The sequence below is a fragment of the Streptomyces sp. NPDC001744 genome, assembly GCF_042892575.1.
Lineage (GTDB): Bacteria > Actinomycetota > Actinomycetes > Streptomycetales > Streptomycetaceae > Streptomyces.
The window spans coordinates 32,858-45,909 of record NZ_JBIAUG010000033.1; the positions used below are offsets into that span (position 1 = coordinate 32,858).

The following is a 13,052-nucleotide window of genomic DNA, read 5'->3' on the forward strand; positions in this document are numbered from 1 at the left end:
GATCAACTGACGACGTTCTGCAGCGAACACGAAACTGACAGTAACGTGGCCGCGCGCGGGTTTTCAGCAGTATGCGCCGAATTGCAGAAGATGCGCACGGGCGGGGCCTCCCAGTGGTATGGGGGCCCCGCCCGTCGTCGTTCCGTGCCCCGGCTTGCCGGGGGTTGTCCGGATCGGTGAACCGTTTCCGCAGGCGGGAGCCGAGCCGGGCCGGACGTTACGCGTCGCCCGCCGACTTCCGGGTCTGCAACTGCCGTGCCACTTCCGCGATCGAACCCGACAGGGAGGGGTACACGGTGAAAGCGTTTGCGATCTGTTCGACCGTCAGGTTGTTGTCGACCGCGAGCGAGATCGGGTGGATCAGCTCGCTCGCCCTCGGGGCGACGATGCACCCGCCGACGACGATGCCGGTGCCCGGACGGCAGAAGATCTTGACGAAGCCGTCCCGGATGCCCTGCATCTTGGCGCGCGGGTTGCGCAGCAGCGGCAGCTTGACGACCTTGGCGTCGATCCTGCCCGCGTCCACGTCGGCCTGGGTGTAGCCGACGGTGGCGATCTCGGGGTCGGTGAAGACGTTGGAGGAGACCGTCTTCAGGTTGAGCGGGGTCACCGCGTCGCCGAGGAAGTGGTACATCGCGATCCGGCCCTGCATGGCGGCGACCGAGGCGAGCGCGAAGACGCCCGTGACGTCGCCGGCCGCGTAGACGCCGGGCGCGGAGGTGCGGGAGACCCGGTCGGTCCAGATGTGGCCGGAGTCCTTCAGGCGGACGCCCGCCTCCTCCAGGCCCATGCCGGCCGAGTTCGGGATCGCGCCGACCGCCATCAGGCAGTGGGTGCCGGTGATGACCCGGCCGTCCGCGAGGGCCACCTCGACCCGGTCGCCCACCCGTCTGGCGGACTCGGCGCGGGAGCGGGCCATGACGTTCATGCCCCGGCGGCGGAAGACGTCCTCCAGGACGGCCGCCGCGTCCGGGTCCTCGCCCGGGAGCACCCGGTCGCGGGAGGAGACCAGGGTGACCCGGGAGCCCAGCGCCTGGTAGGCGCCGGCGAACTCGGCGCCGGTGACGCCGGAACCGACCACGATCAGCTCCTCGGGGAGCTCCTTGAGGTCGTAGACCTGGGTCCAGTTCAGGATGCGCTCGCCGTCCGGCCTGGCGTCGGGCAGCTCGCGCGGGTGGCCGCCGGTCGCGATCAGCACGGCGTCGGCGGTCAGCGTCTCCTCGGTGCCGTCGGCGGCGGTGACCACCACCTGGCGGGAGCCGTCCACGGCCTGCCGGCCGGAGAGCCGGCCCCGGCCGCGCAGCACGCGGGCCCCGGCCCGGGTGACGGAGGCGGTGATGTCGTGCGACTGGGCGAGCGCGAGGCGCTTCACCCGCCGGTTGACCTTGCCGAGGTCGACGCCCACGACCCGGGCGGCCTGGTCGATGTGCGGGGTGTCGTCCGCGACGATGATGCCCAGCTCCTCGTACGAGGAGTCGAAGGTGGTCATCACCTCGGCCGTGGCGATCAGGGTCTTGGAGGGGACGCAGTCGGTCAGGACGGACGCGCCGCCGAGGCCGTCGGCGTCGACGACGGTCACCTCCGCGCCGAGTTGGGCGCCCACCAGGGCCGCCTCGTATCCGCCGGGTCCGCCGCCGATGATCACGATCCGGGTCACTGGGATCTACGCCTCGCGCTCTCGTTCTGCCGGGGGGTCCCCCCGCTGGGATGCAGTGCGTACGCCATTGTCCCGCACGCCTCGGGTGCGTACCCCATTGTCCCGCACGTCCGGCGCGGCCTCGCGCCGGGGCCTCCGGAGGGGCGGGGCGGCCGGGCGACCGGCGGGCTTCCCGCCCCTCCCGTACCCTCGGTCCCATGTCGCTCTACGCCGCTTTCGCCGGCAACCTCGACGCACGGCTGATGAGCCGCCGCGCACCGCACTCCCCGCTGCGCGGCACCGGCTGGCTGAACGGCTGGCGGCTCACCTTCGGCGGTGAGCAGATGGGGTGGGAGGGCGCGCTGGCCACCATCGTGGAGGACCCCGGCTCCCAGGTCTTCGTGGCGCTGTACGACATCGCCCCGATGGACGAGGACTCCATGGACCGCTGGGAGGGCGTGGGACTCGGGGTGTACCGGCGCGCGCGGGTGCGGGTGCACACCCTGGACGGCGAGGAGTCCGCCTGGACGTACGTGCTCGACGGGTACGAGGGCGGGCTGCCGTCCGCCCGCTACCTGGGCGAGGTCGCGGACGCGGCCGAGTCGGCGGGCGCGCCGCACGACTACGTGATGGAGTTGCGCAAGCGCCCGTGCTGAGCGGCGGGCCGTTCCCGGGGCCCGGTCGGCCCCGTCGGTCCGGTCCGTTCCGGCGGCCAGGTCCGTTCCGACGGCCCGGTCCGTCCCGGCGGCCCGGCCCCCGCCGGGGACCGGCTCTCCACGGGGCCCGTCCCCGCGGGGACCCGCTTTCGTCGGAAACGACAAGACAACGATCGCATGTCCGTCAGCGCCGTCATCTACGCGCGTAGGGATTCTCCGGTTACGCTGCTGCGCGTATCAAATCCGTCCGGGGCCCGCCTCCGGACCCCTCCCCGAGGCGAGAGACCCAGTGAACGCAACTGCCACCCCGTACGAGGCCGCCGAGGCCGCCGCCGCACGTCTCCGCGAGCTGACCGGAGTCGAGAAGCACGACGTCGCCCTGGTCATGGGTTCGGGCTGGGCGCCCGCCGTCGACGCCCTCGGCTCCCCCGAGGCCGAGTTCCCGGTGACCGAGCTGCCCGGCTTCCCGCCGCCGGTCGTCGAGGGCCACGGCGGCACGATCCGCTCGTACCGGATCGGCGAGAAGCGCGCCCTCGTCTTCCTCGGCCGCACCCACTTCTACGAGGGCCGGGGCGTCGCCTCCGTCGCCCACGGCGTCCGCACCGCCGTCGCCGCCGGCTGCGGGACCGTCGTCCTCACCAACGGCTGCGGCGGCCTGCGCGACGGCATGCGCCCCGGCCAGCCGGTCCTGATCAGCGACCACATCAACCTGACGGCCGCCTCCCCGATCGTCGGCGCCCACTTCGTGGACCTCACCGACCTGTACTCGCCGCGTCTGCGCGCGCTGTGCAAGGAGATCGACGAGACCCTCGAAGAGGGCGTCTACGTGCAGTTCCCCGGCCCGCACTACGAGACCCCGGCCGAGATCAACATGGTCCGCGTCCTGGGCGGCGACCTCGTCGGCATGTCCACCGTCCTGGAGGCCATCGCGGCCCGCGAGGCCGGCGCCGAGGTGCTGGGCATCTCGCTCGTCACCAACCTGGCGGCCGGGCTCTCGGGCGAGCCGCTGAACCACGAGGAGGTCCTCCAGGCGGGGCGGGACTCGGCCGCGCGGATGGGTGAACTGCTGACCCGGGTCCTCGACCGGATCTGACGGACGGCGTACCGCCGCGCGGAGCGGGGAAAGGCTCCGCGCGGCGGCACGCCCCCCGCCCGCACCCGCCCGCTCCCCCGAAAGGCACACCGTGACGCAGGACGACCTCCTCACCCGGGCCCAGGCATGGCTCGACGAGGACCCCGACCAGGAGACCCGCGAGGAGCTCGCGCGGCTCATCGAGGCCGCCGAGGCCGGTACGGCGGACGAGCTCGCCGCCCGGTTCGCCGGCACGCTCCAGTTCGGCACGGCCGGACTCCGGGGCGAGCTGGGCGCCGGCCCCCTGCGGATGAACCGCTCGGTGGTCATCCGCGCCGCCGCCGGCCTCGCCGCGTACCTGAAGGCCCGGGGCCTGGAGGGCGGGCTCGTCGTCATCGGCTACGACGCCCGCCACAAGTCCGCCGACTTCGCCCGCGACACCGCCGCCGTGATGACCGGCGCCGGGCTGCGCGCCGCGCTGCTCCCCCGCCCGCTGCCCACGCCCGTCCTCGCGTACGCCATAAGGCACCTGGGCGCCGTCGCCGGCGTCGAGGTGACCGCCAGTCACAACCCGCCGCGCGACAACGGCTACAAGGTCTACCTGGGCGACGGCTCGCAGATCGTGCCGCCCGCCGACGCGGAGATCGCCGCCGAGATCGCCGCCGTCCGCTCGCTGCGCGACGTGCCGCGCCCGGAGGACGGCTGGGAGGTCCTGGGCGACGAGGTGCTGGACGCCTACCTGGAGCGCACGGACGCCGTCCTGACCCCCGGCTCGCCCCGCACCGCGCGGACCGTCTACACGGCCATGCACGGCGTCGGCAGGGACGTCCTGACGGCCGCCTTCGCGCGCGCCGGCTTCCCGCCGCCCGCGCTCGTCGCCGAGCAGGCCGACCCGGACCCGGACTTCCCGACGGTCGCCTTCCCCAACCCGGAGGAGCCGGGCGCGATGGACCTCGCCTTCGAGGCGGCCCGCGCCGTGGCCCCGGACCTGGTGATCGCCAACGACCCGGACGCCGACCGCTGCGCGGTGGCCGTGCCGGACGCGTCCGCCGGGGGCGGCTGGCGGATGCTCCGGGGCGACGAGGTGGGCGCGCTGCTCGCCGCGCACCTGGTGCGCCGGGGCGTCACGGGCGTCTTCGCCGAGTCGATCGTCTCGTCCTCGCTGCTCGGGCGGATCGCGGAGGCGGCGGGCCTCGGGTACGAGGAGACGCTGACCGGCTTCAAGTGGATCGCCCGCGTCGAGGGCCTGCGGTACGGCTACGAGGAGGCGCTGGGCTACTGCGTCGACCCGGAGGGCGTCCGCGACAAGGACGGCATCACGGCCGCGCTGCTCGTCACCGAGCTGGCCTCGGTCCTCAAGGAGGAGGGCCGGACCCTGACCGACCTCCTGGACGACCTGGCCGTGGAGCACGGGCTGCACGCCACGGACCAGCTGTCGGTGCGGGTCGAGGACCTGGGGATCATCGCGAACGCGATGGCCGCGCTGCGCGAGCGCCCGCCGGTCTCCCTCGCCGGCCTGACGGTGGTCTCGGCGGAGGACCTGACCAAGGGCACGGAGACGCTGCCGCCCACGGACGGGCTGCGCTACCACCTGGAGGGCGACCACAGGGCCCGGGTGATCGTGCGTCCCAGCGGCACCGAGCCCAAGCTCAAGTGCTACCTGGAGGTCGTGGTGCCGGTCGCCGGCGCGGACGGCCTGCCGGCGGCCCGCGCCACGGCCGCGGACCTGCTCGGCGCGCTCAAGCGGGACCTGGCGGCGGCCGCGGGCCTGTAGGGACGGTACGGACGCCGGAGGGCCGGTGCGGAGGCGTGGTCCTCCGCACCGGCCCTCTCCCGTGCCGGGGCGGCTCAGCCCGTGACCACCAGGACCACGAGGAGCAGCAGCCCCACGACGGCGGGGACGACGATCTCGTACGCCCAGCGCACCCGCGGCTCGCCCTGCGCGTCCGGGCTCCCGGCGTGGCGCTCGGCGAGTTCGCGCAGATCGGCGACGGTCTGGTCGGTGGGCGCGGTGCGGGAGGCGCTCCGCCGGACGTCGGCGGTGACGGAGGTACGGCCGTGCGGGTCGTCCTGGGAGGCGCGGACGGCCTGCCGGGACGCCCTCTTCCGCTGGCGCAGCGAGACGGGGACGGCCCAGAGCTGGTACTTCGCGCCCTCCTGGGTGAAGACCTCGCTGGAGTAGCCGGCGCGGACGTCGGCGACGGAGGCCCAGGGCAGCGTGATCGACCGGAACGGGTTGCGGACCCGGAGCCTCCGGTCGTTCGCGTACACGGCGGGCCGGATCGTGAAGGCGACGATCAGCGGCGCGGCCAGGACGAGTCCCGCGAGCGCGAGCCAGGGGGCCCGGCCCTCGCCGCGCAGCACGGCGTCCCCGGCGAACACGACCGCGAGCACCAGCAGGAACACCCCGCTCGCGATTCCGAGGGGCGACCGGAAGACCCGGTCGGGGGACGGCTGCGCGGGGGTCGACCCGGGGCTCGGCTCGGGGCGGGGCTCGGGGGTCGGCTCGGGGGTCGTCATGCCGCCGATTGTGCCTCAGGGGACCGGCCGGGACTCAGGCGGCCCGCACGGCCACGAGGTCGGCGTAGAGGATGATGTTGTCGGGGCGGTGACCGTCGGCCAGCTCGCCGCCGCAGGTGATCAGGCGCAGCTCGGGGCGGGTGGTGTCGCCGTACACCTTGGTGGTGGGGAAGGCGTCCTTGTCGACCTGTTCCAGTTCGCGGACGCGGAAGACGGCGGCCTTGCCGTCGGCCCGGACGACGGTGATCTCGTCGCCGGTCCGGACGCGGGAGACGTTCTTGAGGACGGCCGGGCCGCGTGCGGTGTCGAAGTGCCCGATGAGGACGGCGGGGCCGGTCTCCCCGGGCGTGACGCCCTTGTCGTACCAGCCGATCCGGTCGGCGTCGGCGACGGAGGGGACCTCCGCGGTGCCGTCGGCGGCGAGTCCCAGCCTCAGGACGGGTCCGGTGTCGACTCCGGCGGAGGGCAGCGCGATCCGTACGGGCAGGGAGCGCGCGAGCGGCCGGACGGGGGCGGAGTCCGCCTTCGGCGCGGGCGCGGCGGTCTCGGTGATCCGGGCGGGCGGGGCGGCGGCCGGCTCCCCGGTCCCGGCCGAGCAGCCGGTGAGCGCGGCGGACGCGAGGAGCGCGGCGAGGAGGGGGACGGTACCGGCACGGGTGCGGCGGCGGTTCACGGGGGCGGCTCCGGACGGACGGGGACGGCGGGCGTACGGGATGCGGCCGGCCGCCGCGTGGGGTGCGGCGGCCGGCCCGGGGTGGGGTGTGCTCCCGCTCGGGTCGGGGCGAGGAGACGGAGGGTGCGGGAGGGGCGGCGGCCCGGGAGACGGACCGGAGCCGTACGGGGTCAGGCCCGCGTGCCGGCCGCCCGGCGGCGCAGGACGACGAAGCCGAGACCGGCCGCGGCGAGCGAGGCCGCGCCCACGCCGGCCGCGACCGGTGCGGGGGAACCGCTCCCGGCGCCGAACTCGGCACCGGCCGCGACACCGCCCTTCGGGACGACGGAGGTCTGGCCGCCGTGGGGGGTGCCCGTGCCGGCGGACGGGGCCGGGGCCGTGCCGGCCGCCTTCTTCCCGCAGCCCTTCGGCAGCTTCGGGAAGGCGGTCCACCGGTACGGCGTGTCACCGCCCTGCGTGCGCTGGCCCAGCCGGGGGGTGGTGGTGTTCGCGTCGGCGATCCGGATCCCCGTGCCGAGGTCCTTCGGGCGCGCGCGGTCGGCGACGACCACGACCTTGCCGGCCTCGTCCTTGAGCTCCGCCTTCGGGCCCTTCTCCAGGTCGTTGGTGAGCGTCACGGTCATCAGCGCGAAGACGCTGGGGATGTCCTGCCGGACGGTGCACTCGCCGACGGTGACGGGGACGCCGGTGGTGGGCGCCGGGGGCCGGCCGGTGTCGGTCGTGCCGTACGGCTTCGGAGCCGCCTGCTTCGCCGAGCCGGGGACGTAGGCGGCGAATCCGCCGTCCTGCTCCAGGACGACGACGGCCCTGCCGTACGTCCAGACCGAGCGGCCTCCGGTCACGTACGTGAAGCCGCGGCCCTTGCCGTCCTGGATCAGCTGGAGGCCGAAGCGGCCGTTCCGCTCGGCGAGTTCGAGGACGGTTCCGTCGACGAGCCGGTAGAGGCCGGGCTTGGCGCCGGGGAGGTAGTTGCGGTCCCAGTTGTAGGTGGTGCCGTCCGGGTTGAGGACGAAGAACTCGCCGTTGTCGTTGCCGGCCGCGGAGCGGGTGACCGCCTCCAGGACGCCGACCGGGTTGCCCCGGTAGAAGAGCTCGGCGCGGTGGTTCTGCTCCCTGACCTTGTAGATCTTGGCGACGGTGCCGTTGAGGAGGGTCTGGGTACGGACGAGGGTGCCCTTCGCGCCCTCCTCCTTCGGGCCGGCCTCGTCACCGGTCTTCGGACCGGTCGTGCCGGTGGCCCCACCACCGGGCTTGCCGGTGGCCGTCGTGCCGGCCTGGTCACCGGTCTTCGGGGAGGTCCTCGGGGAGGTCTTCGTACCGGGCGCGGTGGCCGGTGCCGGGGTGGCGGCCGTGGTGGTCGGCGCGGCCGTGAAGGCGGTCGTCCCGTCGGCGGCGGAAGCGGTCCCGGCGGCGAAGGCCGGGGTGACGACCGCGACTCCCGCGACGAGGGCGGTGGCGATGGCGGTACGAAGGGCGGTGCGCATAACGACTCCTGTGTTTCAGCAGGTGAAGGAAGGGTGAGTCGCATGCCGCTTTTTCTCGGTCCGACTGTGTCCGGTGAGGTCTGGCTGGCTGCAGGAACAAATCTAATGATCTTGCATTCAGGACTCGTCCGTTCCACGTCACGGCTCTGTGACGACGGTCACCGCGCCGGCCGTCCGCCTGTGACCTCGGGCTCTGTGGCCCGGGTCCCCTGTACAGGCCGCTACGCGCGTAGATATGCTCGACTGGTGACCATGCCCACCACTGCACCCGCAGCTCTCGCATTCGCCGACGTGACCGCGTCCGACAGTGCGCTGCGCCGTTTCCTCCACGGGCTGCCCGGCGTCGACGCCGTCGGCCTGGAGGCGCGCGCCGCGTCCCTCGGCACCCGCTCGATCAAGACCACGGCCAAGGCGTACGCCATCGACCTGGCCATCTCCATGATCGACCTGACGACGCTCGAAGGCGCGGACACCCCGGGCAAGGTCCGGGCGCTCGCCGCCAAGGCCGTCCACCCCGACCCGACCGACCGCACGGCCCCGACGACCGCCGCCGTCTGCGTCTACCCCGACATGGTGGCCACCGCCAAGGCCGCCCTCGCGGGCTCCGGCGTCAAGGTCGCCTCGGTCGCCACCGCCTTCCCGGCCGGCCGCGCCGCGCTCCCCGTGAAGCTCGCCGACACGGCCGACGCCATCGCCGCCGGGGCCGACGAGATCGACATGGTCATCGACCGCGGCGCCTTCCTCGCCGGCCGCTACCTGGAGGTCTTCGAGCAGATCGCCGCGATCAGGGCGGAGTGCGGCGACCGCGCCCGCCTCAAGGTGATCTTCGAGACCGGCGAGCTGTCCACGTACGACAACATCCGCCGCGCCTCCTGGCTCGGCATGATGGCCGGCGCGGACTTCATCAAGACCTCGACCGGCAAGGTCGCGGTCAACGCCACCCCGGCGAACACGCTCCTCATGCTGGAGGCCGTGCGCGACTTCCGCGCGCAGACCGGCGTGCAGGTGGGCGTGAAGCCGGCCGGCGGCATCCGCAACACCAAGGAAGCCGTCAAGTTCCTGGTACTGGTCAACGAGACCGTGGGCGAGGACTGGCTGGACAACCACTGGTTCCGCTTCGGCGCCTCCAGCCTGCTCAACGACCTGCTGATGCAGCGCCAGAAGCTGGCGACCGGCCGCTACTCCGGCCCCGATTACGTGACGGTGGACTGATCAACATGGCATCTGCATTCGAGTACGCGCCGGCGCCCGAGTCCCGGTCCGTCGTCGACATCGCCCCCTCCTACGGCCTGTTCATCGACGGTGAGTTCACCGACGCGGCCGACGGCAAGGTCTTCAAGACCGTCTCCCCCTCCACCGAGGAGGTCCTGTCCGAGGTCGCCCGCGCGGGCGCCGAGGACGTGGACCGCGCGGTGAGGGCCGCCCGGAAGGCTTTCGGGAAGTGGTCGGAGCTGCCCGGCTCCGAGCGCGCCAAGTACCTCTTCCGGATCGCCCGGATCATCCAGGAGCGCAGCCGCGAGCTGGCCGTCCTGGAGACCCTGGACAACGGCAAGCCGATCAGGGAGACCCGCGACGCGGACCTCCCCCTGGTCGCCGCGCACTTCTTCTACTACGCGGGCTGGGCCGACAAGCTCGACCACGCGGGTTACGGCGCGAACCCGCGCCCGCTGGGCGTGGCCGGGCAGGTCATCCCGTGGAACTTCCCGCTGCTCATGCTGGCGTGGAAGATCGCCCCGGCGCTCGCGACCGGCAACACGGTCGTCCTGAAGCCGGCCGAGACGACCCCGCTCTCCGCCCTGTTCTTCGCGGACGTCTGCCGCCAGGCCGGGCTGCCCAGGGGCGTCGTCAACATCCTCCCCGGGTACGGGGACGCCGGCGCCGCGCTCGTCGAGCACCCGGACGTGAACAAGGTCGCCTTCACCGGTTCGACCGCCGTCGGCAAGGCCATCGCGCGCTCGGTCGCGGGCACGGACAAGAAGCTGACCCTGGAGCTGGGCGGCAAGGGCGCCAACATCGTCTTCGACGACGCCCCGGTCGACCAGGCCGTCGAGGGCGTCGTCAACGGCATCTTCTTCAACCAGGGCCAGGTCTGCTGCGCGGGCTCGCGCCTCCTGGTCCAGGAGTCGGTCCACGACGAGGTGCTCGACGCGCTCAAGCGCCGTCTGTCCACGCTCCGCCTCGGCGACCCGCTGGACAAGAACACCGACATCGGCGCCATCAACTCCGCCGAGCAGCTGGCCCGCATCACCACCCTGGTCGAGCAGGGCGAGGCGGAGGGCGCCGAGCGCTGGACCGCCGCCTGCGACCTCCCGTCCGCCGGCTACTGGTTCGCCCCGACGCTCTTCACGAACGTCACCCAGGCGCACACCGTCGCCCGCGACGAGATCTTCGGCCCGGTCCTGTCGGTGCTGACCTTCCGCACGCCCGACGAGGCCGTGGCGAAGGCCAACAACAGCCAGTACGGCCTGTCGGCGGGCATCTGGACGGAGAAGGGCTCCCGCATCCTCGCGGTGGCGAACAAGCTCCGCGCCGGTGTCGTCTGGGCCAACACGTTCAACAAGTTCGACCCGACCTCGCCCTTCGGCGGCTACAAGGAGTCGGGCTTCGGCCGCGAGGGTGGCCGTCACGGTCTGGAGGCCTACCTCGATGTCTGAGACGACCGCGCGACTGAGCGTCTTCAAGACCTACAAGCTGTACGTCGGGGGCAAGTTCCCCCGCTCCGAGAGCGGCCGGGTGTACGAGGTGACGGACTCGAAGGGCAAGTGGCTGGCGAACGCCCCGCTCTCCTCCCGCAAGGACGCCCGTGACGCGGTCGTCGCCGCCCGCAAGGCGTTCGGCGGCTGGGCGGGCGCGACCGCGTACAACCGGGGCCAGATCCTCTACCGCGTCGCCGAGATGCTGGAGGGCCGCAAGGGCCAGTTCGTGCACGAGGTCGCGCACGCGGAGGGCCTGTCCAAGAACAAGGCGGCCGAGGTCGTCGAGGCCGCGATCGACCGCTGGGTCTGGTACGCGGGCTGGACGGACAAGATCGCCCAGGTCACGGGCGGCGCCAACCCGGTCGCGGGCCCGTACTTCAACCTCTCCACCCCCGAGCCGACCGGCGTCGTCACGGTCCTGGCCCCGCAGGACTCGTCCTTCCTGGGCCTGGTCTCGGTGATCGCCCCGGTGATCGCGACGGGCAACACGGCCGTCGTCGTCGCCAGCGAGAGGGCCCCGCTCCCGGCGCTCTCGCTGGGCGAGGTCCTGGCCACCTCCGACCTGCCCGGCGGCGTGGTCAACATCCTCTCCGGCAAGGCGTCCGAGATGGGCCCGCACCTGGCGGCCCACCAGGACGTCAACGCCATCGACCTGACGGGCGCGGCCGACGACGACCTGGCCCGCGAGCTGGAGATCGCGGCGGCGGACAACCTGAAGCGCGTCCTGCGCCGCCGCACCGAGGACTTCACGGAGTCGCCGGGCACGGACCGCATGACCGCCTTCCTGGAGACGAAGACGGTCTGGCACCCGACGGGCAGCCTGGGCGCCTCCGGCTCCTCGTACTAGCCCCACCACTCCGGAGAGGGCCCCGGGTTCGCCCCGGGGCCCTCTCACGCGTGCGTCCGCGTCACGGGAGCAGTCCCCGCGTCAGCGACCCGACCACCGGCAGGTCCGCCACGGCCCCGCCCCTCGTGAGGTGGTCGGTGACCAGGTTCGTGCCGACCGGCTTGAAGTCGGCGACCTGGGTGCCGACTCCGTTGTCGAGCGGGTCGACGCCCGTGTTGGCCAGCGGGTCGAGCTGGAGCCGGGTCAGCGGGCCGACGCCGTGGCCGACGCCGGAGAGCGCGCCCGCCCCGGCCGCGCCCGCGTCCGTCCTGGTCAGCGAGTCGACGGGCAGCGGCAGGGGGGCGGCGGCCTGGGCCCCGGCCCCCGCGCCGGCCAGCGCGGCACCCGCCGCCGTGACGGTGAGTCCGGCCTTGAGGAGAGCGCTGCGACGGGAGGTGCGGGGTGCTGCGTGACGCGCCATGACGTTCCTTCCACGGGGTGTTCGGGCGGCTACCGACAGTAGTGGAGGTGTGATGCCCGATACCAACGCTCCTCCCCGGGGTCCCCTGCACGGGGGAATGCCTCACACTGGTGTTCCGTGAGTTCCCAACCGATCCCGATACGGGTCGTCCTGCTCGCGGGCCCCTCCGGCTCCGGCAAGTCGTCCCTCGCCGCCGCCACCGGCCTCCCGGTCCTGCGCCTCGACGACTTCTACAAGGAGCACGACGACCCGTCGCTCCCGCTCGTCGACGGCAGTACGGACATCGACTGGGACTCGCCGCAGTCCTGGGACGCGGACGCCGCCGTCGCCTCCGTCGTCGAGCTGTGCCGCACGGGGCGGACCGACGTCCCCGTGTACGACATCGCCACCAGCTCCCGGACGGGCCGGGAGGGCCTGGACATCGGGCGGACGCCGCTGTTCGTGGCGGAGGGGATCTTCGCGGCCGAGATCGTGGCCCGCTGCCGCGACCTCGGCGTCCTGGCCGACGCGATCTGCCTGCGCGGCCGCCCCTCGACGACGTTCCGCCGCCGCCTCGCCCGGGACCTCAGGGAGGGCCGCAAGTCGGTGCCGTTCCTGCTGCGCCGCGGCTGGCGCCTGATGCGGGCCGAGCGGGCGATCGTGGCCCGCCAGGCGGAGCTGGGCGCCCATCCCTGCGCCAAGCCGGAGGCCCTGGGCCGGCTGGCCGCCGCGGCGGCGGGCCGCCACCGCGCCCCGGCCGCCCGCCCGTAGCGGGCCGGACCCCGGACACGACGGAAGCGGGGGGGGGGGGGGGCCCCCCCCCCCCCCCCCCCCCCCCCGGGGCCCCCGCCCCCGCCGGGGCGGGGGGGGGGGGGGGGGGGCCGCGGGGGGGGGGGGCCGCCCCCGCGCCCCGGCCGCCCGCCCGTCGGGGGCCGCCCCCCGAACACGAGGAAAGGGGGTCGAAGGGCCCCCCCGGCCCGAACGACCCGCTCCCTTTCCCCCGTACCCCCGTACGGTCCCCCCCTGCTC

The 13,052-nt window shown here is 73.9% G+C and carries 12 protein-coding genes; 7 read left to right on the forward strand and 5 right to left on the reverse strand.

Features of this window, described 5'->3' with window-relative positions; genetic code table 11:
- Nucleotides 1-217: 217 nt before the first annotated feature.
- Nucleotides 218-1,657: an NAD(P)H-quinone dehydrogenase gene (locus tag ACFYZY_RS28450; RefSeq protein ID WP_388699746.1), complete on the reverse strand. Its 1,440-nt coding sequence runs from the start codon at nt 1,655-1,657 to the stop codon at nt 218-220.
- A gap of 197 nt (nt 1,658-1,854) precedes the next feature.
- On the opposite strand from ACFYZY_RS28450, the gene ACFYZY_RS28455 reads away from it, so the two are divergent.
- The 3 genes from ACFYZY_RS28455 (at nt 1,855) to ACFYZY_RS28465 (ending at nt 5,138) form a co-directional block, all read left to right on the forward strand.
- Nucleotides 1,855-2,292, forward strand: coding sequence for a gamma-glutamylcyclotransferase (locus ACFYZY_RS28455; RefSeq protein WP_388699749.1), 438 nt, complete (start codon nt 1,855-1,857; stop codon nt 2,290-2,292).
- A 289-nt stretch (nt 2,293-2,581) separates the two neighbouring features.
- Nucleotides 2,582-3,385 (forward strand): purine-nucleoside phosphorylase, encoded by an 804-nt coding sequence (locus tag ACFYZY_RS28460; RefSeq protein ID WP_388699752.1) that lies wholly within the window; start codon nt 2,582-2,584, stop codon nt 3,383-3,385.
- Nucleotides 3,386-3,476: 91 nt separating this feature from the next.
- On the forward strand, nt 3,477-5,138 hold the full coding sequence (locus ACFYZY_RS28465; RefSeq protein ID WP_388699755.1) for a phospho-sugar mutase: 1,662 nt from the start codon (nt 3,477-3,479) through the stop codon (nt 5,136-5,138).
- A 74-nt stretch (nt 5,139-5,212) separates the two neighbouring features.
- On the opposite strand, the gene ACFYZY_RS28470 is transcribed toward ACFYZY_RS28465, so the two are convergent.
- The 3 genes from ACFYZY_RS28470 to ACFYZY_RS28480 form a co-directional block, all read right to left on the reverse strand.
- Nucleotides 5,213-5,884: a PH domain-containing protein gene (locus ACFYZY_RS28470; protein ID WP_388699758.1), complete on the reverse strand. Its 672-nt coding sequence runs from the start codon at nt 5,882-5,884 to the stop codon at nt 5,213-5,215.
- Nucleotides 5,885-5,918: 34 nt separating this feature from the next.
- Nucleotides 5,919-6,557 carry a class F sortase gene (locus ACFYZY_RS28475; protein WP_388699761.1) on the reverse strand — a complete coding sequence of 213 codons (639 nt, stop codon included), beginning with the start codon at nt 6,555-6,557 and terminating at the stop codon, nt 5,919-5,921.
- Between the two features lie 170 nt (nt 6,558-6,727).
- Nucleotides 6,728-8,041: a hypothetical protein gene (locus ACFYZY_RS28480; RefSeq protein WP_388699764.1), complete on the reverse strand. Its 1,314-nt coding sequence runs from the start codon at nt 8,039-8,041 to the stop codon at nt 6,728-6,730.
- Between the two features lie 252 nt (nt 8,042-8,293).
- Here ACFYZY_RS28480 and deoC point away from each other — a divergent pair, with 252 nt between their 5' ends.
- From deoC to ACFYZY_RS28495, 3 genes are read left to right on the forward strand one after another with little or no spacing between them, the layout of a single operon-like run.
- Nucleotides 8,294-9,253, forward strand: a complete 960-nt coding sequence (deoC, locus tag ACFYZY_RS28485; protein WP_388699766.1) for a deoxyribose-phosphate aldolase — start codon at nt 8,294-8,296, stop codon at nt 9,251-9,253.
- Nucleotides 9,254-9,258: 5 nt separating this feature from the next.
- On the forward strand, nt 9,259-10,695 hold the full coding sequence (locus tag ACFYZY_RS28490) for an aldehyde dehydrogenase family protein (RefSeq protein ID WP_388699769.1): 1,437 nt from the start codon (nt 9,259-9,261) through the stop codon (nt 10,693-10,695).
- Nucleotides 10,688-11,584: an aldehyde dehydrogenase family protein gene (locus ACFYZY_RS28495; RefSeq protein WP_388699771.1), complete on the forward strand. Its 897-nt coding sequence runs from the start codon at nt 10,688-10,690 to the stop codon at nt 11,582-11,584. The genes ACFYZY_RS28490 and ACFYZY_RS28495 overlap by 8 nt, the downstream gene beginning before the upstream one ends.
- A 61-nt stretch (nt 11,585-11,645) precedes the next feature.
- On the opposite strand, the gene ACFYZY_RS28500 is transcribed toward ACFYZY_RS28495, so the two are convergent.
- Nucleotides 11,646-12,044 carry a hypothetical protein gene (locus tag ACFYZY_RS28500; RefSeq protein ID WP_388699773.1) on the reverse strand — a complete coding sequence of 133 codons (399 nt, stop codon included), beginning with the start codon at nt 12,042-12,044 and terminating at the stop codon, nt 11,646-11,648.
- Nucleotides 12,045-12,161: 117 nt separating this feature from the next.
- Here ACFYZY_RS28500 and ACFYZY_RS28505 point away from each other — a divergent pair, with 117 nt between their 5' ends.
- The gene (locus ACFYZY_RS28505; protein ID WP_388699776.1) at nt 12,162-12,794 is read left to right on the forward strand and encodes a uridine kinase; all 633 of its coding nucleotides are present in this window, start codon (nt 12,162-12,164) and stop codon (nt 12,792-12,794) included.
- The last annotated feature ends 258 nt before the right edge of the window (nt 12,795-13,052 follow it).